This window comes from Pseudomonas sp. 13B_3.2_Bac1, assembly GCF_025466205.1.
Classification (GTDB): domain Bacteria; phylum Pseudomonadota; class Gammaproteobacteria; order Pseudomonadales; family Pseudomonadaceae; genus Aquipseudomonas; species Aquipseudomonas fluorescens_H.
The window spans coordinates 1-21,875 of sequence record NZ_JANLOG010000012.1 but is presented as its reverse complement, the minus strand read 5'-3'; the positions used below and the strand labels follow the sequence as shown (position 1 = coordinate 21,875).

The window sequence follows — 21,875 nt, the reverse complement described above, 5'->3', positions numbered from 1 at the left end:
AGGGTTTGCGTTCGTCCGGTCCGCCTGCTTTGCTCAATGGCAATGACCTCGGCTGGAGACTTGTTCGATGAGCATTTCCCGTTCGTTGCTGCGTGGGCGCGGCAGTCTCGACAGTGGCAAGGTCGGCATGGTCGAGCTGTTTTTCGATCTGGTGTTTGTGTTTGCCGTGACTCAGCTCTCGCATTCGCTGCTCGCGCATTTGTCGATCCTGGGCGCGGTGCAGGTGGCGCTGTTGATGGTCGCGGTGTGGTGGGTGTGGATTTTCACTTCGTGGATCACCAACTGGCTCGACCCGGAAAAATTGCCGATTCGTCTTGGCCTGTTCGGGCTGATGATCGCCGGTCTGCTGCTGTCGTCCTCGATCCCCAAGGCCTTCACTGAGCGCGGGCTGATGTTTGCCGCGGCGTTCGTATTCATGCAGGTCGGGCGCACGCTGTTTGCGATCTGGGCGGTGCGCGGCGAGTCGTTGAGCATGACCCGCAACTTCCAGCGGATTCTGGCGTGGTTGATGCTTTCCGCAGTGTTCTGGATCGCCGGAGCCTTTCTCGACGGACAGCAGCGTCTACTGTGCTGGACGCTGGCGCTGTTGATCGAGCTGATCTCGCCTTCGCTGTATTTCTGGGTGCCGGGACTGGGGCGTTCGTCGTTGAGCGACTGGAACGTCGAAGGCAACCACATGGCCGAGCGTTGCGCACTGTTCGTGATCATCGCCCTGGGCGAGTCGTTGCTGGTCACCGGTGCGACTTTTGCCGAACTGACGCTGAGCGTCACCGGGGTCATCGCGTTTCTGGTGGCGGTACTGGGCAGCATCGGCATGTGGTGGGTGTACTTCGACAGCGGCGCCGAGCGCGCGCATCACCGCATCGCGCATTCGAGCGACCCGGGGCGCCAGGCGCGCATCGCCTACACCTACCTGCATGTGCTGATTGTTGCCGGGGTGATTGTCAGTGCGGTGGCCGACGAACTGGTGCTGGTGCATCCGGATCACGCCAGTGACGCCGGGATCCTGGTGATCGTGGGCGGGCCTTGGCTGTTTCTGTTGGGCAATGCGCTGTTCAAGTGGGTCATGTCCGACCGGCCGCTGCCGCCCTTGTCGCATGTGGCGGGGCTGGTGTTGCTCGCGCTGGCACTGCCGCTGGCGTTGCACCAATGGTTTTCGGCGTTGATGCTCGGGGCGCTGACCACGGCGATCGTGGTGCTCGTTGCGCTGTGGGAAAGCCTGGCATTGCGTCAGACACCGGCCTCGATAACCGCAGAAAAAGCCGCAGGAGAGTAGGGCGGTGCTGTGGTATATGTACGACCTTTCTGCCGACTGACTGGAGCACTTGAATGCCACACCTGCATTTGGAATACACCGCCAATCTGCCGCAACTCAATGCCGACGTGGCGTTGATCCGGCTCAACAATACGCTGGTGGGTTCTGGTCAGTTCGCAGCGGAATTCGACATCAAGAGTCGCGCAGTCAAGGTCGAAACCTTCAAGGTCGGTACCGGCATGGGCGAGCGCGCTTTTGTCCATGTGAAGCTGGCGCTGCTCAGCGGTCGTTCGCCACAGATCAAGAAGCAGCTCTCGGAGAGCCTGCTGGCGGTGTTGCAGGATCTGTGCGAGTGGCCGGCCGGGGTCGAAGTGCAGTTGTGCGTGGAGTTGCTCGATATCGACCGCGATTCCTACACCAAGACCGCCATCGGCGTGTAGGACTCAGGCTGCTTCCAGCTCGCTGCACACCTTGATCACCTGCTCGCGCAGCCAGACGTTGGCGCTGTCCTGATCAGCGTTCTGGCTCCACTGCATGTCGAGGGTGAACCCCGGCAGGCCGTTCGGCGCCTCGCAGTGATTGAACACCGCGTCGTTGGTCAGCAGGCGCTGGATGCGCCGGGGCAGGGTGAGGATGAAGTCGGTCCCGGTAATCATCTTCAATGCCGCGCTGTAGCTGTTGGAGCGCGCGACGATCTGCCGCTTTTGCGCCTGACGCGCCAGCCAGCCGTCGACCATGTTGGTGGTGGAGGTCCACGGTGTCGGGAACACGTGCCGCCGTTCGGTGAAGGCCTGCAGACTCAGCCGCGGTTCCAGTGGCGTGGCGCGTTTGTCGAAGACACAGACCAGATCATCTTCCAGCAGCATTCGCGACTTGAGGTCGGTGTGGCTGCGGTGGAAGTTGGGACCGAAACAGATCACCAGATCGAGGCTGCCGTCGCGCAATTCGTCGGCAGGCACGTCGGTCTCGAACTTGTGCATGTTGACCACCACCGGCAAATCGTCGAAGTCGAAACGCTTCAACAGGCGCGGCAACACCAGTTGCTCGAAGTATTCCGGGGCGCAGATATTGAAGGTCACCGCTTGCCGGGTCGGATCGAAGACCGGGGCGCCGGCGTGGCACAGGTTGATGCTTTCGAGGATCTTCTGCACATGACCGTACATGGTGCCGGCCTTGTAGGTGGGCCGCATGCCTGTGCGGGTGTTGATGAACAACTCGTCTTCGAAACTGGTGCGCAGTTTTTTCAGGCAGTAGCTGACAGTGGACTGGCTGACGCACAGTGTCTCCGAGACATCCGTGACGCTGCTTTGCTCATACACGGCGATAAACACCATGAGGTCCTGCATGTCGAGCTTTCGAAGCAAGTTACTGTTCAGCATCCGTTCCGTCTCGCTGTGCTCCTTGCGCTGAATCCGCGCAAACGTGTGCGCATGATCGTAGCGGAACGATGGTGCCAGGACAAAGCCCTGTAGGACGTTTCAATGTCGCCAGTGGGACAGAAACTTTTAGCAACACGACGTCGGCAAATAAACCGCAAAAAGATGGCAACAAGCCTCTAGCCCGGTGATGGTATTTGGTTCAGCGGATGTGTCGGGCGTAGTGCCGAGGGTCAAAGCGCAGCACTATCAGCAACATCATCACCATCACTGCAGTCAGCGACCACCAGGCCCATTCGAAGCTGCCGAGCTGGTCGCGGATCATTCCGGCCAGCAGCGGCGAAAGCCCGGCGATCAAGTAGCCGATGCCTTGCACGAACGCGGTCAGGCTGCCGGCACGCTGCGGGTGGTCGAGGTGATCGAGCGAGACGATCAGACTCATCGGGAACAAGCCGCCAATCCCCAGCCCCAGCAGGCACGGCCACAGCAGGCTGAGGTGTTGCGGGCTGAGGATCAGTCCGCAGAAGCCGCCGATGATCAGCAGCAGCAACCCTGCCAGAACTGCCCGTCGATCACGGCTGCGGTTAGCGATGGCCGGCGTCACCAGCCCGGAAATCACCTCCATTGCCGTCAGAAAACCCAACAGCAAACCGGCCTGCTGTTCGCTCCAGCCTTGTTCCACGTAGTACGGCGCCAGCCAGGCGAGTACGCAGGTGTAGGACGCCGTGCCGAGGCCGAAGAAGATAGCGAGCAGCCAGGCGCGGGAATTACGCGTGAAGGATTGTTTTCCTACAGGGGTGTTCTGGATGGATGACGGGGGCGACTGTGTCCACCAGACCAGCAACGCGAGCAAGGCCAGTGCCGCCCAGATCGCCAGGCCGATGCGCCAGCTGCCGGTGTGTACCAGCACCAGTGGCGAAAATGAGGCGGCCAGCGCGGCGCCGCTCATGATCGACGTGACATACAGGCCCATGCACAGCGCCACGTGGTCAGGGAAGCGTGATTTGATCAGCGCGGGCATCAATGCCTGAATCAGGGCGATACCCATCCCGGCCAGCACCGCGCTGCCAATCAACTGCGGTGCCGAATCGAGCACCAGTCGCGACAGTGTCGCCAGACCGATAATCCATAGCGAGAGGATCACCGTGCGTTGCTCGCCCAGCCGGCGGCTGATGCCGATGCCGAAAAACATCGCCAGCCCCATCGCCATCACCGGCAGCATGGTCAGCAGCGAAGCGACGCTGAAGCTCAGCGGGATATCGCCGCGAATCGCCGACAGCAACGGCCCGACGGCGGCCATGGAGGGGCGCAGATTGAGCGCGACGAGGATGATGCCGATCATCAGCCAGACAGCGGGGCGGGAGGTAGCGCGGACGTTTTCCATCGGTAGACTCTGGATTGCGGAGGCTATCGATTAGGCCGCGGCCACGCAGTGCGGACAAATCAGATTTCCCGAGTGTTATTTAAAAACTAAATACCGCTCTCCTGGTAACGCGTCATGGATCGTTACGCTCGGATTAATCTTGCGAACCTCGCTGTAAGACTATTCTTTCTCTCTGGCAGGACATTTCGTTACAGCTCTGGCCCAGCGCAGGCGCGTAAAACGCCGGCGGCGATATATACTGCGCGCCATTCTTCAAGGGAGAGCCGTGTGGCCATCGATATTCACTGGATTCGCGACAACGAAAGCCTCGCGCAGTTTTGCGCCGAGTGGCAGCAGCTGCCGTTCGTTGCCCTCGACACCGAATTCATGCGGGTCGACACCTTCTACCCGATTGCCGGTTTGTTGCAGGTCGGCGACGGCAAACGCGCCTACCTGATCGATCCGCTGACCATCGACGCCTGGCAACCGCTGGCGGCGTTGCTGGAAAATCCGGCGGTGCTCAAAGTCCTGCACGCCTGCAGCGAAGACCTCGAAGTGCTGTTGCGTCTGACCGGCAGCCTGCCGGCGCCGCTGTTCGACACACAACTGGCTGCGGCCTACCTGAACCTCGGGTTCTCGATGGGCTATTCGCGGCTGGTGCAGGAAGTGCTCGGTATCGAGCTGCCGAAGGGCGAAACCCGTTCCGACTGGTTGCAGCGTCCGTTGTCCGACACTCAAGTCAGCTACGCCGCCGAAGATGCGGTGCATCTGGCGGAAGTTTTCGTACAGCTGCGCCCGAAACTGTCCGACGACAAATTCGCCTGGGTGCTGGAGGATGGCGCCGAACTGGTGGCTAACCTGCGCCGCGAGACCGACCCATACGAGGTCTATCGCGAGGCCAAACTGGCGTGGAAACTGTCCCGTGCGCAACTGGCTGTGCTGCGTGAGCTCTGCGCCTGGCGTGAGCGTGAAGCCCGCGCGCGCAATCTGCCGCGCAACCGCATCGTCCGTGAACATTCGCTGTGGCCGCTGGCCCGCACGCAACCGGACAACCTCGCCGCGCTGGGCAAGATCGAAGACATGCACCCGCGTACCGTGCGTCAGGACGGCGAATTTCTGCTTGATCTGATCAAGCGCTCTGGCAGTGTGGGGCCTGATCAATGGCCGCCAGCGGTGCCGGAGCCATTGCCGGTCGAAGCGGCGGCGCTGATCAAGCAACTGCGCGCGCTCGGCCAGGCCGAGGCCGAACGCCTGGGCATCGCGCCGGAACTGATGCTGCGCAAGAAAACCCTCGAAGCGCTGGTCAAAAGCGGCTTCCCCGAGGGCCCTTATCAATTGCCTGAGTCGCTGCGTGGCTGGCGCCGCGAACTCATGGGTCAGAAGCTGCTGGACAGCCTGGCCACCGCCGGAGAACAGCCTTGAAACGTATTTGCTCCATTTACCAAAGCTCGAAGAAACCCGGGATGTATCTTTACGTGCTCAAGAGCGATGCTCTGGAGCGCGTGCCCGAAGCGCTGATGGCGGCCTTCGGCAAGGCGAAGCATTCCTTTGACCTGGTGCTGACCCCTGAGCGCACACTGGCGCGCGAGGACATCACCGTGGTCTTGGAAAACCTCGACAAGCAGGGCTATCACCTGCAGATGCCACCGGCCGAGGATGAGTACATCGAACACCTGCCCGAAGAGTTGCTGCGACGCAACGACCCGGTCTGATCTGCGAGGCCCTGTTCTGGGCCTCTTGCCACCCTGGAACTGATTTTACGGCGACGACCGCCACGAAGGAGCACGGCTCTTTCGGCGGTTGCCTGCACGGTTTGCGAAAGGTTTGAAGATGCGCGTTCTGATTGCTGAACACGACCACGCGGTGTACGCCCGGCTGCTGCGTCAGGCGGCCCCCGAACTTGAAGTACTGACCAGTGGCGACTCTGCCGAACTGGCCCGTCAGGCTGCCGATTGCCCGGTGTGGCTGGGGCAGCCGGATCTGCTGGCGACCCTGCTGCGTCAGGGCCACCAGCCGCAATGGCTGCAATCGACCTGGGCCGGCATCACGCCGCTGCTCGCCGACGGCTTGCGCCGCGATTACCGCCTGACCCGTGCGGTGGGGATCTTCGGTCAGGTGATGGCCGAATACGTGCTGACCTACATGCTCGGTCACGAGCGGGAAGTGCTGGCGCGCCTGGTCAGCCAGGTCGAGCGTAAGTGGGACAATCGCACCGGCCAGAGTCTGGTCGGACGCAAGGTGCTGATCGTCGGCACCGGCGATATCGGCCAGAGCGTGGCGCAGTTTCTGCTGCCGTTTGGCGTCGAGCTGTACGGCATCGCCAGCAGCGCGCGCGAGCAGGCGCCGTTCGTCGAAGTCGGCTCGATGGCGGATCTGCCACGGCTGGTGGGCGCGGTCGATTACGTGGTCAACCTGCTGCCGAATACCGAGCACACCCACGACATTTACGACGCGGCGCTGTTCAAGCAATTCAAGCCGACCGGGCTGTTCATCAACGTCGGACGCGGCGTGGCAGTGGTTGACGCGGATCTGGTGGAAGCCTTGAAGGAAGGGCATCTGGCGGGCGCGGTGATCGACGTCTGCCGTCAGGAGCCGTTGCCGCAACGCCATCCGTTCTGGACCGCCTGGGGCTTGTTGCTCACCGGGCACAGCTCGGCACCGACGTCGCCGGCGTTGATGGTGCAGTTGTTTGTCGAGAATCTGAAGGCGTATCAGGCGGGTGAAGCGTTGCGCGGGGAAGTGGATTTCAACCGCGGATATTAAATCCACCGCGATACCTGTAGGAGTGAGCCTGCTCGCGATGAGGGTGTGTCAGTCGACATTGATGTTGTCTGACACTACGCCATCGCGAGCAGGCTCACTCCTACAGTGGTTTTTGCATGCTGGCTTACAGGGTGAAGTTGCCTTCAGCCACCAACTCGCTCAGCGGACGACGCGGGCTCGGCGTTTCACGGGCCTGCAGGTATTCGGCCAAGGTCGCCTTGTCACCCAGCTTGCCGACAGCGACCGCCGCATGCAGCGCATAACCTTCCGGAATATTCAGCTCCTTGCGGGTCAGCTCCTGATCGAAACCGGCCATGCCGTGGGTGTGCCAGCCGCTGATGCTCGCTTGCAGCGCCAGGTGGCCCCAGGCCGAACCGGTGTCGAAGGTGTGCCACAGCGCCGGGGTTTCTTCGCTGGCGCCGGGGGCGGTGAAGGTGGTTTTCGAAATCACGATCACCAATGCCGATGCGTGTTGCGCCCAGCTGCGGTTGAACTCGTTCAGCAGACCCAGGAAGCGCTCCCAGTTCGGCGTATCACGACGCGCGTACAGAAAGCGCCACGGCTGCGAGTTGTAGGCCGAAGGTGCCCAGCGTGCGGCTTCGAAGAAGCTCAGCAGGGTTTCTTCCGGGATCGCTTCACCGGTGAAGGCGCGGGGCGACCAGCGCTCGGTGAACTGCGGGTGAATGGCGTAATCGGCAACGCGAGGGTTGGCACTCATCGAAAGATTCCTTGCTGTGTTTGAGTCATGAATTCGTGGCAAAACCCTACTGGGCGGCGATTCGCCTGACAAGCGGGATTTACCGACAGTCGCCAGCGCTTGGCCCGCAAGGCCGTGGGCACTAGACTGGCGGCCTTTTCACCACCTGATGTTGATGCTTGAGCCATGGCCGCCAAAGTCGAACCGTTCTGGAAACGCAAAACCCTCGATCAACTGGATCACGAGGAATGGGAATCGCTGTGCGACGGCTGCGGTCTGTGCTGCCTGCAGAAACTCGAGGATGAAGAAGACAACAGCGTCTATTACACACGCATCGCCTGCAAACTGCTGGACCTGAAAACCTGCCAGTGCAGCGACTACCCGAATCGCATCAAGTTTGTCCCGGACTGCATCCAGCTCACTCCGGGCCAGGCCGAAGAATTCAAATGGCTGCCGCCGACCTGCGGTTATCGCCTGGTCAGCGAAGGCAAGGACCTGCCGCTGTGGCACCACCTGGTGTGCGGCGACCGTGACGCGGTGCACCACGAACGGATTTCCCAGTCCGGGCGCATGCTCGCCGAAGGCAGCGTGCCGGAGGATGACTGGGAAGATCACCTGATTTTCCGCGCCGGTTAAGCACCAAGGGTTCCAGGATTCAACAAGGAGTGTGTATGGCTGGGGGATTGCTGCGGGCATCGCTGATCGGTCTGCTGGCGCTAAGCGCGCCAGTGTGGGCGGCAAAGAAAGTCGATCTGGATTACCACGTACGCCTGCTGCCGCAAAGCGATCAGGCCGAAGTGCGCCTGACCCTGGCCAAAGGTGACGCGGTGCGCAGTCTCGATTTCGACCTCGGCGACGGCAGCCACTACAGCGACTTCAAGGCCGACGGCCAGTGGCAGTTGACCCCGGGCAAAGAGGCCCGGGGCCTCTGGCGTCCGAGCGGCGACAAGGCCAGCCTGACTTACCGCGTCAGCATCAGCCACGGCCGCAAGAGCGGCAGCTTCGACACGCGCCTGACCCCGAACTGGGCTTTGCTGCGCGGTGATGACCTGGTGCCGCCGGCCAGGCTCGATCAGCAGGATGGCGTCGAGCTGGTGTCGCGCCTGCAATTCGAACTGCCCAACGGCTGGCAAAGCGTCGAAACCGCTTGGCCGCGTATCGGCAAGAACAAATTCCGCATCGACAATCCCTCACGGCTGTTCGACCGCCCGACCGGCTGGATGCTCGCCGGTCACCTCGGCAGCCGCCGTACGCGACTGGGAGAAACCGAAGTCACCGTGACCTCGCCGCAAGGGCAGGGCATGCGCCGTATGGATGTGCTGACGCTGCTGACGTTCATCTGGCCGCAGGTGCAGGCCGTGTATCCACGGCATCCGAGCAAGCTGTTGATCGTCGGCGCCAACGACCCGATGTGGCGCGGCAGTCTGGGCGCACATGAATCGATCTACTTGAACGCGCACTTGCCGCTGGTCAGCGAGAGTGGCAGCAGTGCGCTGGTGCGTGAGCTGGCGCAGGTGTTCGGCCGGATCAATGACGAGCATCGCAGCGACTGGATCAGCGAAGGGTTTGCCGAGTATTACGCGATCGAACTGGTGCGCCGTGCGGGTGGCATGAGCGATGAGCGCTATCAGGCGTTACAGGCGAAGCTGAACAGGGACAGTCAGAAAGTCACGACCCTGCGCGGCGAGCAGATCAGCCCGGCGCAAATTGCCAAAGCGGTGGTTGTGCTGCAGGAACTCGATCGCGAGATTCGCTTGAAGACGCGCAACAAGCGTTCGCTGGATGACGTGTTGCGCGGGGCGATGCATCTCGGGACGGTGGACACCAAGGCGTTTGTGCAACTGGCTGAGGGTGTTCTGGGCGAATCCTCGAAAGTTCTCGATAGCGCATTGCTTCAGTAATACCGCTTTCGCGAGCAAGCCCGCTCCCAAATTTGATCGCATTCCAACTGACGGAACCCGGTTCAATGTGGGAGCGGGCTTGCTCGCGAAGAGGCCGGAAGCCTCAACGAAGATCTCGAATCAAACCCCGGCTTTTGGTGATTTCACTGAATCATTGCCAGTCACCGTGGCTGTGCTGGTCGCTGCCTCGGCATTGGCCTTGAGCTTGCTCAGTTCTTCCCCGGCCCGTTCGATCTTCGCCCGGACGTTGTTCATGTCCTCACGGCTTTTTTCCAGCAGGCTTTTCATCGAGCTGTGCCCGGTGATGCCACGGGCCATTGCCACGCCGCCAATCGCCACCTGAATCAGACCGAACAGGCCGCCACGGCGCAGGCCCTTGCCGACCATGATCACGCCACCGGCCAGCGAGCCGATGCGCTCCCAGCCCTGTACGTTCTGCTCGGTCGGGCTCTGGAACGGGGTGGAATCGATACGTTGGACGCGTTTGAGTTCGGTCATGATCTGTCTCCCAGGCAATGTGCAATAGATAGATAAGCTGACTGCCGCAGCGGCCGGCTCGTTCCATCGAATGTGCGACGTTTCAGCGGAATTTCGGCCCGGAGCGAGTATTCAGGCCCTTGGCCATGCGGTCGTAAAGCACGACGTTGACCGTGGCCGCCAGATTCATGCAGCCGGTGGTCGGGATGTACACGACGTCTTCGCACCAGTCGCGGATCTCTTTATCCAGCGAGCCGTCTTCCGGGCCGAAGATGTACAGCGCGCGATCCGGATGGGTGTATTCCGGCAGCGGGCGGGCGCCCTCGACCAGTTCCACGGCGACCGGGACACAGTTGAGCGGGAGGATCTTTTTCAGGTCGTCGATGCCGATCAGCGGGATGTCGTAGTGCACGCGCTTGGTGTCGGTGACGAAATCGGCGGCGCGTTCATAACGCTTGCCAGTGTAAAACACCGACGCCACGCCGTAACAGCCTGCGGCGCGCATCACCGAACCGACGTTCTCCGGTGATTTGGGGTTGTACAAACCAATGCAGCTGTAACGTTTGTCTGCCACGAGCGGGGTGCCTTCGGGAAAAAGAGGGCGATTATACGGGGATTGGGCAGTTGTGGTCAGATCAAGGATTACCGGTGCCCGAACGGCCGCCTTCGCGAGCAAGCTCGCTCCCACAGTGGTTTTGTGTATGACACCGATCCAGTGTGGGAGCGAGCTTGCTCGCGAAGGGGCCAGTCGGGCCAATGAAGAACTTTAATCTTCTTTCTTCATCAGCCCGGCGAGGGCGGCAAACGGGTTATGCGTGGCCTTGGCGATTTTCGGCGTGCTCAGCGAGCCGTCGCCGAAATATTGCTGGTCGGTGTAGCGCGAGTGTTCGTTGTCGTGGCAATACAGGCACAACAGTTCCCAGTTCGAGCCGTCCTGCGGGTTGTTGTCGTGGTTGTGATCGCGGTGGTGCACGGTCAGTTCGCTCAGACGCTTGCCGGAAAACTCACGGGCGCAGCGGCCGCAGACGTGCGGATACATCTTCAGGGCCTTGTCGCGGTAGCCCATTTCCTTGTCGCGCTGGTTGTCGGCAAGGATGCGATCGAGCTTCGACGTGTTGGTCGGGGTGGACGAACTCATGGGTTCACCTTTGTAAAAAAGACTAATGACGGTTATGTGCAGAGTTTAGCTCAGCCCTTGAGCTTCTCGGCAATCCAGATCGTGTGGCGGGTGCCCTTGTTGCCGTGGGCGAAAACCTGCACTTCCTCGGCCTTGAAACCGGCCTTCTTCAATTTGTCGGAAAACTGCCGGTCGGCGCTGGCCGACCACACTGCCAGCACGCCCTTGGGCCGCAGGGCTTTGGCGCAGGCGTTCAGGCCGGCGGCGGAGTACAGCCAGCTGTTGGCCTTCTGCGTCAGGCCTTCGGGGCCATTGTCGACGTCGAGCATGATCGCGTCGAAGCCGTTCGGCTCGCTTTGCAGGACCTTGGCCACGTCGTCCTGACGGATCACCGTGCGCGGATCGAGCAACGGTCGCCCGGACTTTTCACCGAGCGGCCCACGGTTCCACTCGACCACGCCGGGCACCAGTTCGGCGACCACCACTTCGGCGCTCTTGCCCAGATGTTTGAGCGCCGAGGCGAGGGTGAAACCCATGCCCAGACCGCCGATCAACACCCGCGAATTCGGCCGGCCGGCGACCTTGCGGCAAGGGATCTCGGCCAGCGCATCTTCCGAGCCGTGCATGCGCGTGTTCATCAATTGCCCGCCGTCGCCGCCCTGGATCTTGATGACGAAATCCTCGCCATACTCGAACAGGCACAGGGCACCGCCGTTATCTGGGATCGGCGTGGTGTCGAGCAGAACGAAACGTTTCATGGAAATCTCTACAAAGGGGAAGGCAAGCAGGCCCGTTGGGAGTAGCCTGAGCGCAGACTAAAGGCCAAACGGAGCCCTTGATGAAGCGCACCATTCTAACGGTCATTGCCCTGGCCGCGCTCTCGATTACTGCAGTGCAGGCGCAGCAGACCATTCCGGTCAGCCCGACGCCGCAACCCGGCTCACCTGGCACCGCCACGCCGACGCCGTATCCGCAAATCACCCCGATCAGCGCACCGAAGGCCGGTGCCGGCAGTGGCAGCCCGCCGCTGGTGCCGATCGAAATGCCTAGCCCGCCGAGCAAGGATCAACCGGTGCCGGGCATCGAACCGAGCGGCACCAAGGTCAAATCCCCGGGCGGTTAAATCTGTTGCGCCGCGAGTTGGCCGTCAGCCATGCGCAGGCGCTTGGAGAGGGACACGGCAAGGGCGCGGATGATCTTGGCGGCGATCTTCGGTGCGTCGTTGAGCATCTTTTCCAGCGAATCCTTGCCCAGGTTGAGCAACTGACAGTTGCTCGCCGCGACGCAGGTCGCCGAACGGCGCTCACCATCCAGCACGGCCATTTCCCCGAACGCCCGACCGCTGCGCAGGGTGGCCATGGTGATGACCTGGCCGTCGGGGCCAGTCTTCTGCACGGCGACCTGACCGGTGTGGAGGATGCACATGAAACTGCCGGCATCGCCCTCACGGAAAATCGCTTCGCCCTCCGCCACGGTGCTGATGCTGAAGTAGCCCGAGGCTGCGGCAAAGTCCGCCAGTTGCAATTGATCGAACAGGCCACAGTCCATCAGCCAGTCGCGAATTTCGTTGTTCAGCAGGGTGGGTTCTGACATGTCATTGCGGTCTTTATTGTTTTCACTGATTCCAGGCTTACACCGTCCCCTGTAGGAGCTGCCGCAGGCTGCGATCTTTTGATTTTAATTTTTGAAAGACAAAATAAAAAGATCGCAGCCTGCGGCAGCTCCTACAGGGGTTCATAGGTATCGGCCCCCTGGGTCTGGAGTTAAGACCCAAGTGACCGACGGAGTTCCTCAGGCCAGGCCCAAAACCTTGAACACAAACGCATATTCGAGCGCTACGTCACGTAATCCCTGATAACGCCCGCTCATTCCGCCATGCCCGGCACCGAGTTCGGTCTTGAGCAGCAGCAGATTGTCGTCGGTCTTGGTCGCGCGCAATTTCGCCACCCACTTGGCCGCTTCCCAGTACTGCACGCGACTGTCGTTGTAGCCGGCGATCACCAGGGTTGCCGGATAATTCTGCGCGCTGACGTTTTCGTACGGCGCGTAGGCCTTGATCCGCTCGTAGACGTCCGGCTCTTCGGGGTTGCCCCACTCGTCGTACTCAGTGACGGTCAGCGGCAAGTCCGGGTCGAGCATGGTGTTAAGCACGTCGACGAACGGCACTTCGGCAATCGCCACGCCGAACAGATCCGGACGCTGGTTCAGCACCGCGCCAATCAACAAGCCGCCAGCGCTGCCGCCGCTGATTGCCAGTTTTTCAGCGGTGGTGATGCCGTTGAGGATCAGGAATTCGGCGCAGGCAATGAAGTCGCTGAAGGTGTTGTGCTTGTGTTCCTGCTTGCCGGCGCGATACCAGGCTTCGCCCAGCTCACCGCCGCCACGCACATGGGCGATGGCGAAAGCCATGCCGCGGTCCAGCAGGCTGAGGCGTGCGTGGGAGAACCACGGATCGAGGCTGGAACCGTAGGCGCCATAACCGTACAGATACAGCGGCACCGGTTTGCCGACCATCTCGCGTTTCATCACCAGGCTGATCGGCACCTGCGTGCCGTCCGGCGCGGTGGCCCACAGGCGTTGGCTGACGTAGGCGTCGGCATCGAACGAGCCGAGCACCGGGGTTTCTTTCAGGACGGTTTGCTCGCCGCTGGCCAGCAGCAACTGCCGAACCTGCGCCGGACGGTTCAACGCCTCGTAACGCAGACGGATGCGGTCGCTCTCGAACTCCAGACTGTTCTGCACATAGAGGCTGTAGGCCGCGTCCGGCAGTTGTACGCGATACGGCGTCTGGCCTTGCGGGTGAACTTCGATGATCGGCAAACCGCCTTCGCGCAGGCTCAGGGTCATGGCCGCGGTGTTCAGCGTCACGCCGTCGAGCATCACCGTATCGCTGTGCGGGATCAGGTTCTGCCAGTCGGCTTCGCTCGGTACCGCACCGGTGTCCGGCGTCTGATACAGGGCGAAGTTGATGCCGTCGCGGTTGGTGCGGATGAACCAGGTCCACGCGCCATCCAGCACACCGTGGTCGACGTCGTATTCGTGATCCTCGACCCGTGGCGCCAGACAGGTGAAGGGCAGGTGCGGCTGATGCGCATCCAGTGCCCAGACTTCGCTGGTGGTCTTGCTGCCCAGGGTCAGCAGCAATTGCTGCTCGGAACTGGAGCGGTAGCAATGCAGGAAGAAGCGCCCGTCCGGTTCATGGAACACCTCTTCGGCGGCCGTGCCGTCGAGGCGATAGCGATACAGTTTGTGTGGGCGATGAGTGTCGTCGAGCACGCCAAAGAACAGCGTCAGGCTGTCGTTGGCCCAGGTCATGCTGCCGTCGCAGTCTTCGAATTCCAGCTCGCTGACCTTGTCGTTGGCCAATTCCTTGACGAACAGCGTGTAGATCTCGTCGCCCGAGGCATCGACGCTGTAGGCCAGACGCTGGTGGTCGGGGCTGATGCTGAACGCGCCGAGCGAGAAGAAACCGCCATTGGCCAGCACGTTCGGGTCGAGCAGCAGTTGTTCGCGGCTTTCATCGAGGGTCAGGCTGTCGTCAGCCGGACGCGGGCAACGGTAATGCCGGGCATATTCGTCACCCGCCGTGGTGCGGGTGTAATACAGATACGGGCCCCAAGGCGAGGGCAGGGACAGGTCGGTCTCGAGGATCCGGCCCTTGATCTCTTCGAACAGGCTTTCGCGCAGGGCGGCCTGATCGGCGGTTTGCGCTTCCTGATAAGCGTTTTCAGCCTTGAGGTAGTCGAGCACCGCGTCGGTGTCGCGTTCCTGCAGCCAGGCATACGGGTCGGCACCGGCAGCCTTGTGGGCGATCGGGGCGCGGAGGACGTGGGCGGATTCGGGCATGGAAGGCTCTCGGACAATGTTCGGAATAATGGTTTTCGCAGCTCTTGAAACCATCGCACTTCCCTGTGGGAGCGAGCTTGCTCGCGAAGGCGTCCTGTCAGATGACATTTGTTTCACTGACCCAACGCTTTCGCGAGCAAGCTCGCTCCCACAGGGTTTGCTGTTGGCCGTCTGGCATTGGGACAAGCCTGACGGGCGAAAAGTCGTTACTATAAGCGCCTCTTTGCCTGCCTTGCCATGGACACCATGACCGAGAACGACTATCTGATCGCCTGGGGCCTCTACGCCTTTGCCGCTGTGGGCTGCCTGTTGGTATGGATGCGCCTGACCCGCTGGATGTGGCGCTGGCTGCGCGAGCCGCTGCGGGTGCTGATGGCGGTGTTGCTGTTCAGCCCGACCATCATTGACCCGGTGAAAGCCAAGGTCGCGCCGTCGATCGCCATTACCGCGCTGGATCTGGCCTTCAAGGTCGGCAACAACGCCTGGCGGGCGATTTCCGATCTGTTCATGTACGGCATGATTGCGTTCGGCATCTACCTGATTTTCGTGCTGATCCGCTTCCCGATCGAGCGTGCTTCCCGAGCGCGCCGCGAACAGGCCGAAGCCGCCAAGGCCGCGGCCCGTGCTGATGATCGCGACGACGATCAGCCGTTCGGTGGTGCCGGAGACGACCGTTACGGTCGCCCGCCGTTGCCGAACAATCCGCAACGCATGCGTGTCGAGCCGCGTCTGTAATCACGAGAGTCAGCACATGTGTGAACTACTGGGCATGAGTGCCAACGTGCCGACCGATATCGTGTTCAGCTTCACCGGCCTGATGCAGCGCGGCGGGCGCACCGGCCCGCACCGCGACGGCTGGGGCATCGCTTTCTACGAAGGTCGCGGCTTGCGCCTGTTTCAGGACCCGGCCGCGAGTTGCGAGTCGGAAGTCGCCAACCTGGTGCAGCGCTATCCGATCAAGAGCGAAGTGGTCATCGGCCATATCCGCCAGGCCAACGTCGGCAAGGTCTGCCTGTCCAACACCCACCCGTTCGTCCGCGAACTGTGGGGGCGTAATTGGTGTTTTGCGCACAACGGCCAGCTCGCCGACTTCACCCCGATCAAGAGTTTCTACCGCCCGGTGGGCGACACCGACAGCGAAGCGGCCTTCTGCGATTTGCTCAACCGCGTGCGTGCCGCATTCCCGGAACCGGTCGATATAGAAGTGCTGCTGCCCGATCTGGTCGCCGCCTGCGCCGAATACCGTAGCAAAGGCGTGTTCAACTGCCTGCTCAGCGATGGCGACTGGCTGTTCTGCTATTGCTCGACCAAACTGGCACAGATCACCCGGCGCGCACCGTTCGGTCCGGCGCGGCTCAAGGATGTCGATGTGATCGTCGATTTCCAGGCAGAAACCACGCCCAACGATGTGGTCACGGTGATCGCCACCGAGCCTTTGACCGAAAACGAAACCTGGACCCGTTACGAACCGGGCCAATGGAGCCTGTGGCGACGCGGCGAATGCGTCAGCCAGGGCACGACCGAATAAAGGATCTCTCCTCGATGTTGCTCAGTTATCTACGGCTGGTGTTGTTTGCGGCGGGCCTGTTGATCGGTGTCCAGGTGCCGGGGTTCATCAACGATTACGCCAAACGTGTCGAAGCCCATCTGATCGAAGCTCAGACCGGTTTGCGCGGTTTCCAGGGCACCGCCGAGCAGTTCTTCAAGGGCGACTTGCAGGCGCTGGTTGCACATTATCGCGCCAGTGACGATCCGGTGTTTCGCAGCGATGCCGACAGCCTGAGCACTTTGCTCGACCGGCAGTTGGCGCTGGATAAGCAGTTCCAGGCGATGCAGGGCCCGTGGTACATCCGCTTCCTGCAAGTGGTGCTGGCCGCCGACCCGGACATTCGCAAGGAAACCTGGAACGGCTACAGCTACCAGATCCTGCTGACCCCGGAAGCGATGATCTGGGGCATGAGCGGCGCGTTGCTGCTGTCGTTCGGCATCGAGTGCCTGATTCGTCTGATTGACTGGGTGGTGCTCGGTGGCCGGCGTTTGCGCCAGAGCCGGCCGATTGAAGACCGCGACGTGCGCGGTCTTTAAGGACCGCGCGATCACTGTGGCGAGGGAGCTTGCTCCCGCCCGGCTGCGCAGCAGTCGTAAACCTATGAACTCAATTGTCCTGGATGATTAGGGTGTCTGGTTTTGGGCCTGCTTCGCAGTCCAGCGGGAGCAAGCTCCCTCGCCACAGGGTGTCAGGCACTCAAGACGATGTAGTTTTCACCGACCTTGCGCGCATACCCCTCCAGCACCTGCTGACACAACGTCACCATCTCTTCGACCCACTCAACGCCCACCCGCCACGACACCACCACTTGCAGATTCGGCGGCCGTTGGTCGATGTCGAGCAAGGTCAGTTCACCCCGCGCCAGTTCCTCGGCCACCAGCACCGGTGGCAGTACGCCGATGCCAAATCCATCACGCAGCAGCCGGGTAATCGCCGACACCGAGTTCACGCAGTTCAGCCGCGGCGCCAACACACCGTTGGTCTGCATCAATGCCAGCAGATCCTGATGCGGCCGGGAGTTTTTCGAGTAGGTGATGATCCGTTCCTGCGCCAGTTCGCCGAGGTCGGCGTACTCGCGGTTGTAGATCGAATTGCTCGCGACGATCCAGCCCAGCGGATGGCTGGCCAGCTCCAGACTGCGCACGCTTTCGTGGCGCACCAGATCGGTTTGCAGAACGATGTCGAGAAAGCCTTTTTGCAGCTGATCGCAGAGGTTCAGCGAGGTATCCGCCACCAGCTCGATTTCCACCCGTGGATACAAATCGGTCATCTGCGCCACCAACGGGCTGAGCCAGGTGTGGATCACCGTGTCCATCACGCCGATGCGCACCCGGCCAACCTTGCTCGAGCGGGTCTCGATCGATTGCTTCAGGGCTGACATCGTATCGAGCATCTGCTCGGCATAATCCAGCACTTTCAGGCCTTCGGGCGTCAGGCTGACGCCGCGTGAATCACGCAGAAACAGCTTCACCCCCAGTTCGCCTTCAAGCACCGCGATGCGGCTGGAAATCGACGCCTGGGTGGTGAACAGCTTGTCGGCGGTCAGGCGAAAACTCTTCAGCCGGGCGACCCAGACAAAGGTCTCGAGAAACTTCAAGTTCATGGCAACGGCTCGGGTGACAAATTTTTCTTATGCCTAAGGCGGGTTTTTATTCGTTGGACGCAGCAGGGCCGGGCGACGAAAAATCGGCGCATCCGGTTCCCACGATAGGCGTCGTCGGAACTTCGAACAAGACCAATAAAAGCCTGCGGAGACTTGCCATGCGTGCGCCCGACACCCTCGACCTCCCCAAGAACACGGCCCGCCCCGGACCGTTCGACTGGTATCGCAACATCAATCAGCAGGAACGTCGTACCTTCTGGAGCTGCAAGATCGGCTATGGCCTCGACGGCATGGACACGCAAATGCTCAGCTTCGTGGTGCCGACCCTGATCGCCATGTGGGGCATCACTACCGGGCAGGCCGGGCTGATTCACACCAGCACCCTGATCGCCTCGGCCATTGGCGGCTGGGTCGCGGGGATTCTCTCCGACCGGATTGGCCGCGTGCGCACCCTGCAACTGACGGTGCTGTGGTTCGCCTTCTTCACCTTCCTCTGCGGTTTCGCGCAGAACTACGAACAGTTGCTGATCGCCCGGACCCTGATGGGCTTCGGCTTCGGCGGCGAATGGACCGCCGGCGCGGTGCTGATCGGTGAAGTGATCCGCGCCAAGGATCGCGGCAAAGCGGTGGGCATGGTGCAATCCGGTTGGGCGCTGGGGTGGGGGCTGACGGCGATTCTGTATGCGCTGCTGTTCTCGGTGTTGCCGCCGGAAGATGCGTGGCGAGCGCTGTTCATTCTCGGCATCGTCCCGGCAATTTTCGTGATCTTCGTGCGGCGTCTGGTGAAGGACCCGGAGATCTATCGCGAAGCCAAGGCTGCGCAAACTCCGCAAAACCCGGCGAAGTTCTACGAGATCTTCGCCCCCGGCATGCTGTTCACCACGTTCCGTGCGTCGCTGCTGACCACCGGTGCACTCGGCGGTTACTACGCGATCACTTCGTGGCTGCCAACCTTCCTCAAGAACGAACGCGGTTTAAGCGTGCTCGGCACTGGCGGGTATCTGGCGATGGTGATCGTCGGGTCCTACGTCGGCTATGTGATCAGCGCTTATCTGACCGATCTGCTCGGGCGTAAAAAGAATTTCATCCTGTTCGCGGTCGGCTCGTTCACCATCGTTCTGCTGTACACGCAAATGCCAGTGAGCAACGGGGTGATGCTGTGGCTGGGCTTTCCGCTGGGCTTCTTCGCCTCGGGGATTTTCAGCGGCATGGGCGCGTTTCTCACCGAGCTGTTTCCGACGCGGATTCGCGGTTCGGGGCAGGGCTTCTGCTACAACATCGGCCGGGCGCTGGCGGCTTTGTTTCCGCTGCTGATTGGCCTGCTCAGCCAGACAGTGCCGTTGAGCGTGGGTATCGGTGCGTTCGCGGCGGTGTCCTACGGCGTGGTGATCCTCGCGGCGTTGAGCCTGCCGGAGACCCGTGGCAAGCAACTGGATGCGCAGTAACTGATAACCTGCTGAGCAAGCGTCCTACAGACAAAAAGAAAAGAAGCTACAGGAGTTTCACCGTGAGCCGCCTGCTATTGAATTGCGACATCGGCGAGAGTTTCGGCAGCTGGACCATGGGTCTGGACGCCGAAGTCATGCCCTACATCGACTGCGCCAACGTGGCCTGCGGCTTCCATGCCGGTGACCCGAGCATCATGCGCAAGACTGTCAGCCTGGCCCTGAGTCATGGCGTGCAGATCGGCGCGCACCCGGCCTATCAGGATCTGGTCGGTTTCGGCCGACGTTCCATGGCCTATTCCGCGCAAGAGCTGCAAGACATCCTGCATTACCAGATCGGCGCGCTCGATGGCATTTGCCGCGCGCAGGGCGGGCGGGTCAGCTACGTCAAACCCCACGGCGCGATGTACAACGACATGATGGCCAACCCGGCGCAGTTGCGTGCAGTGATTCAGGCCGTGGCCGCCTATGATCGCAGCCTGCCGCTGATGCTGATGGCCACCCGCGATAACGCGGCGGCGCAGCAACTCGGTGACGAATACGGCGTGACCCTGTGGTTCGAAGCCTTCGCCGACCGCGCCTACGACAGCGCAGGTCGACTGGTTTCGCGGCAACTGCCGGGCGCGGTGCATCACGAGCCAGAAAAAATCATCGAACAGGCCCTGACCATCGCCCGTGGCGGTGACCTCGTCGCCAGTGACGGCAGCACGCTGCACCTGCAGGCCAACACCTTGTGCGTGCATGGCGACAACGCCAGTTCGGTGGCTGCCGTGCAGCGCATTCGCGAGGCCCTGAATCAGCAGAGCGCGCCATGAACCCACGGATTGAAGTGGTGGCCCTGGACTGCCTGATGCTGCGCCTGTTCGATGAAATCGCCGAAACCAACATGTCGTGGATGCTCGCTGCCAGTGAGCGCCTGCGCACGGTATTTGGCGCGCAATTGATTGATCTGGTGCCGTCCTACACCACGCTGATGGTGCATTACGACCTGACGGTACTGAATCCGAATCAGGCCCGTGAATTGATCGCTGAAGCGCTGATCGATCTGTCGCCGAACGCTCGAACCAGCGGCCAGTGCCATGTGTTGCCGGTCTGGTACGACCTGAGTGTCGGCCCCGAACTGAGCCTGCTGGCGCAGCGCAGCGGGTTGGCGGTGGAGGAGGTGATTCGGCGGCACAGCGCTCGCGAATATCAGGTGTTCGCCCTTGGCTTCGCGCCGGGATTTGCCTTCATGGGGCTGGTGGAAGAAATCCTCGCGGCGCCACGCCTGGACACCCCACGCAAGAAAGTCGCGGCCGGCAGCGTCGGGATCGCGGAGCGGCAGACCGCCGCTTATCCGGTGGTCTCCCCCGGCGGCTGGAATCTGATCGGTCGCACCCCGGCGAAATTGTTTGATCGTCATCGCGACGGCTACAGCCTGATGCAACCCGGCGACACCGTGCGTTTCGAAGCGGTGAGCCACGCCGAGTTCATCAACCTGGGCGGCGATGACACGCCACTGGAGGCGCTGACATGAGCCGACTGACGATTGAAGCCAGCACGCCGCTGTGTTTGTTACAGGACGCCGGGCGTTTTGGCGTGCGCCATTTGGGCGTGACCCAGGGCGGTGCCGCGGACGGGTGTTCGATGAGCTGGGCCAACTGGTTGCTGGGTAACGCGCTGGATCTGCCGGTGCTGGAAATCACCCTCGGCGGGTTTGCCGTACGGGCGCATGAAGACTGCTTGCTGGCGTTGGCCGGGGCGGATCTCGGCGCGCAGATTGACGGGCAGGCGCTAGCGCCGTGGCGCAGTTTCAAACTGGGCAAAGGGCAAATCTTGAAGTTCAGCCAACCGCTGCTCGGCGCCCGGGCTTATCTGGCGGCGCCCGGTGGTTTCGACGTGCCGCAGGTGCTGGGCAGCAGTGCCACGGTGGTGCGCGAAGAACTCGGTGGATTAGATGGTATGGGGTTACCGCTGACCAAGGGCGCGACATTGAGTTATCGCGGTGCGGCTCTGCAGGTGCGTGAAGTGCCGCTGGAGCATCGACCTGATCTGCGGCTCAATGCGCCGCTGGATCTGGTGCTCGGCGCACAGATTGGTCAGTTCAGCGGGCAGAGTCTGTTCGATGTGTTCAACAGTCCGTGGACGCTCGACAGTCGCGCCGACCGCATGGGCATTCGCTTGTTGGGCAAGACGTTGCAGTATCAGGGCCGGCCAATGATTTCCGAAGGCATTCCGCTGGGCGCGGTGCAGGTGCCGCCGGATGGGCAGCCGATTGTCTTGCTCAATGATCGGCAGACGATTGGTGGCTATCCACGTTTGGGAGCGTTGACGCCGATGGCGCTGGCGCGACTGGCGCAGTGTCTGCCGGGGGCGCAGGTGCGGTTGAGGCCGGTGGTGCAGGAAGTGGCGCACCGGGAGCATGTCGAGTATTTGCGGCGCTTTCGAAATAGCTGAGAGCTTCGGGGGGCCCCCCCCCCCCCCCCCCCCCACCCCACCAAAAA

25 protein-coding genes are annotated in these 21,875 nt (G+C 61.7%); 15 read left to right on the top strand and 10 right to left on the bottom strand.

Translation table 11 applies throughout. The features are described from left to right. The first annotated feature begins 67 nt into the window (after window positions 1-67). Together NTD85_RS02085 and NTD85_RS02080 are read left to right on the top strand one after the other, a co-directional pair. Window positions 68-1,276 carry a low temperature requirement protein A gene (locus NTD85_RS02085; RefSeq protein WP_262141302.1) on the top strand — a complete coding sequence of 403 codons (1,209 nt, stop codon included), beginning with the start codon at window positions 68-70 and terminating at the stop codon, window positions 1,274-1,276. Window positions 1,277-1,329: 53 nt separating this feature from the next. Then, window positions 1,330-1,695, top strand: coding sequence for a 5-carboxymethyl-2-hydroxymuconate Delta-isomerase (locus tag NTD85_RS02080; protein ID WP_003222593.1), 366 nt, complete (start codon window positions 1,330-1,332; stop codon window positions 1,693-1,695). Window positions 1,696-1,698: 3 nt separating this feature from the next. Here the strand turns inward: NTD85_RS02080 and NTD85_RS02075 are convergent, their stop codons facing one another. Together NTD85_RS02075 and NTD85_RS02070 are read right to left on the bottom strand one after the other, a co-directional pair. Then, entirely contained in the window at window positions 1,699-2,634 is a 936-nt protein-coding gene (locus NTD85_RS02075; RefSeq protein ID WP_045122326.1) for a LysR family transcriptional regulator, read from the bottom strand. Window positions 2,635-2,833: 199 nt separating this feature from the next. Then, entirely contained in the window at window positions 2,834-4,015 is a 1,182-nt protein-coding gene (locus NTD85_RS02070) for a cyanate transporter (protein WP_262141301.1), read from the bottom strand. A gap of 267 nt (window positions 4,016-4,282) precedes the next feature. Between NTD85_RS02070 and rnd the strand changes: the two genes are divergently transcribed. The 3 genes from rnd to NTD85_RS02055 all read left to right on the top strand — a co-directional run bounded on the left by rnd (window position 4,283) and on the right by NTD85_RS02055 (window position 6,757). Further along, on the top strand, window positions 4,283-5,416 hold the full coding sequence (gene rnd, locus NTD85_RS02065; RefSeq protein WP_103485622.1) for a ribonuclease D: 1,134 nt from the start codon (window positions 4,283-4,285) through the stop codon (window positions 5,414-5,416). Continuing rightward, window positions 5,413-5,706 carry a YcgL domain-containing protein gene (locus tag NTD85_RS02060; protein WP_003222599.1) on the top strand — a complete coding sequence of 98 codons (294 nt, stop codon included), beginning with the start codon at window positions 5,413-5,415 and terminating at the stop codon, window positions 5,704-5,706. The genes rnd and NTD85_RS02060 overlap by 4 nt, the downstream gene beginning before the upstream one ends. A 118-nt stretch (window positions 5,707-5,824) precedes the next feature. Further along, window positions 5,825-6,757, top strand: coding sequence for a D-2-hydroxyacid dehydrogenase (locus NTD85_RS02055; protein WP_003222601.1), 933 nt, complete (start codon window positions 5,825-5,827; stop codon window positions 6,755-6,757). 124 nt (window positions 6,758-6,881) lie between these two features. Here the strand turns inward: NTD85_RS02055 and NTD85_RS02050 are convergent, their stop codons facing one another. Continuing rightward, on the bottom strand, window positions 6,882-7,475 hold the full coding sequence (locus NTD85_RS02050; protein ID WP_003222603.1) for a nitroreductase family protein: 594 nt from the start codon (window positions 7,473-7,475) through the stop codon (window positions 6,882-6,884). Between the two features lie 165 nt (window positions 7,476-7,640). Here NTD85_RS02050 and NTD85_RS02045 point away from each other — a divergent pair, with 165 nt between their 5' ends. Next, window positions 7,641-8,090 carry a YcgN family cysteine cluster protein gene (locus NTD85_RS02045; protein ID WP_003222605.1) on the top strand — a complete coding sequence of 150 codons (450 nt, stop codon included), beginning with the start codon at window positions 7,641-7,643 and terminating at the stop codon, window positions 8,088-8,090. Between the two features lie 35 nt (window positions 8,091-8,125). Next, the gene (locus tag NTD85_RS02040; protein ID WP_262141300.1) at window positions 8,126-9,355 is read left to right on the top strand and encodes a hypothetical protein; all 1,230 of its coding nucleotides are present in this window, start codon (window positions 8,126-8,128) and stop codon (window positions 9,353-9,355) included. Between the two features lie 120 nt (window positions 9,356-9,475). Here NTD85_RS02040 and NTD85_RS02035 read toward each other — a convergent pair whose 3' ends face one another. From NTD85_RS02035 to NTD85_RS02020, 4 genes are all read right to left on the bottom strand, one after another. Continuing rightward, window positions 9,476-9,853, bottom strand: a complete 378-nt coding sequence (locus NTD85_RS02035) for a DUF2892 domain-containing protein (protein ID WP_262141299.1) — start codon at window positions 9,851-9,853, stop codon at window positions 9,476-9,478. A gap of 82 nt (window positions 9,854-9,935) precedes the next feature. Further along, window positions 9,936-10,406, bottom strand: a complete 471-nt coding sequence (locus NTD85_RS02030) for an RNA methyltransferase (protein WP_007911337.1) — start codon at window positions 10,404-10,406, stop codon at window positions 9,936-9,938. Window positions 10,407-10,598: 192 nt separating this feature from the next. After that, on the bottom strand, window positions 10,599-10,970 hold the full coding sequence (locus NTD85_RS02025) for a YajD family HNH nuclease (RefSeq protein ID WP_003222612.1): 372 nt from the start codon (window positions 10,968-10,970) through the stop codon (window positions 10,599-10,601). 50 nt (window positions 10,971-11,020) lie between these two features. Then, a complete protein-coding gene (locus tag NTD85_RS02020) occupies window positions 11,021-11,707 on the bottom strand; it encodes a spermidine synthase (RefSeq protein ID WP_047598150.1) in 687 nt (228 codons plus the stop codon). A gap of 80 nt (window positions 11,708-11,787) precedes the next feature. Between NTD85_RS02020 and NTD85_RS02015 the strand changes: the two genes are divergently transcribed. Beyond that, entirely contained in the window at window positions 11,788-12,072 is a 285-nt protein-coding gene (locus NTD85_RS02015) for a hypothetical protein (protein WP_003222617.1), read from the top strand. Here the strand turns inward: NTD85_RS02015 and NTD85_RS02010 are convergent. Both NTD85_RS02010 and NTD85_RS02005 read right to left on the bottom strand, forming a co-directional pair. After that, on the bottom strand, window positions 12,069-12,542 hold the full coding sequence (locus tag NTD85_RS02010) for a cyclic nucleotide-binding domain-containing protein (RefSeq protein ID WP_103484422.1): 474 nt from the start codon (window positions 12,540-12,542) through the stop codon (window positions 12,069-12,071). The two genes, NTD85_RS02015 and NTD85_RS02010, sit on opposite strands and share 4 nt — an antisense overlap. A gap of 198 nt (window positions 12,543-12,740) precedes the next feature. After that, entirely contained in the window at window positions 12,741-14,795 is a 2,055-nt protein-coding gene (locus NTD85_RS02005; protein WP_262141298.1) for a S9 family peptidase, read from the bottom strand. Between the two features lie 237 nt (window positions 14,796-15,032). Here NTD85_RS02005 and NTD85_RS02000 point away from each other — a divergent pair, with 237 nt between their 5' ends. From NTD85_RS02000 to NTD85_RS01990, 3 genes are read left to right on the top strand one after another with little or no spacing between them, the layout of a single operon-like run. Next, a complete protein-coding gene (locus NTD85_RS02000; protein WP_007969598.1) occupies window positions 15,033-15,530 on the top strand; it encodes a hypothetical protein in 498 nt (165 codons plus the stop codon). 16 nt (window positions 15,531-15,546) lie between these two features. Continuing rightward, window positions 15,547-16,323: a class II glutamine amidotransferase gene (locus NTD85_RS01995; protein ID WP_003222625.1), complete on the top strand. Its 777-nt coding sequence runs from the start codon at window positions 15,547-15,549 to the stop codon at window positions 16,321-16,323. Window positions 16,324-16,337: 14 nt separating this feature from the next. Further along, entirely contained in the window at window positions 16,338-16,880 is a 543-nt protein-coding gene (locus NTD85_RS01990; protein ID WP_003222626.1) for a DUF2937 family protein, read from the top strand. 152 nt (window positions 16,881-17,032) lie between these two features. Here NTD85_RS01990 and NTD85_RS01985 read toward each other — a convergent pair whose 3' ends face one another. Then, on the bottom strand, window positions 17,033-17,947 hold the full coding sequence (locus NTD85_RS01985; RefSeq protein ID WP_226501588.1) for a LysR family transcriptional regulator: 915 nt from the start codon (window positions 17,945-17,947) through the stop codon (window positions 17,033-17,035). A gap of 158 nt (window positions 17,948-18,105) precedes the next feature. On the opposite strand from NTD85_RS01985, the gene NTD85_RS01980 reads away from it, so the two are divergent. From NTD85_RS01980 to NTD85_RS01965, 4 genes are all read left to right on the top strand, one after another. Further along, the gene (locus NTD85_RS01980; RefSeq protein WP_103521569.1) at window positions 18,106-19,392 is read left to right on the top strand and encodes an MFS transporter; all 1,287 of its coding nucleotides are present in this window, start codon (window positions 18,106-18,108) and stop codon (window positions 19,390-19,392) included. 62 nt (window positions 19,393-19,454) lie between these two features. Then, on the top strand, window positions 19,455-20,207 hold the full coding sequence (locus NTD85_RS01975) for a 5-oxoprolinase subunit PxpA (RefSeq protein ID WP_262141297.1): 753 nt from the start codon (window positions 19,455-19,457) through the stop codon (window positions 20,205-20,207). After that, window positions 20,204-20,908 (top strand): 5-oxoprolinase subunit PxpB, encoded by a 705-nt coding sequence (pxpB, locus tag NTD85_RS01970; RefSeq protein WP_262141296.1) that lies wholly within the window; start codon window positions 20,204-20,206, stop codon window positions 20,906-20,908. The genes NTD85_RS01975 and pxpB overlap by 4 nt, the downstream gene beginning before the upstream one ends. Next, on the top strand, window positions 20,905-21,828 hold the full coding sequence (locus NTD85_RS01965; RefSeq protein WP_262141295.1) for a biotin-dependent carboxyltransferase family protein: 924 nt from the start codon (window positions 20,905-20,907) through the stop codon (window positions 21,826-21,828). Before pxpB ends, NTD85_RS01965 begins: the two co-directional genes overlap by 4 nt. Window positions 21,829-21,875 lie beyond the last annotated feature (47 nt).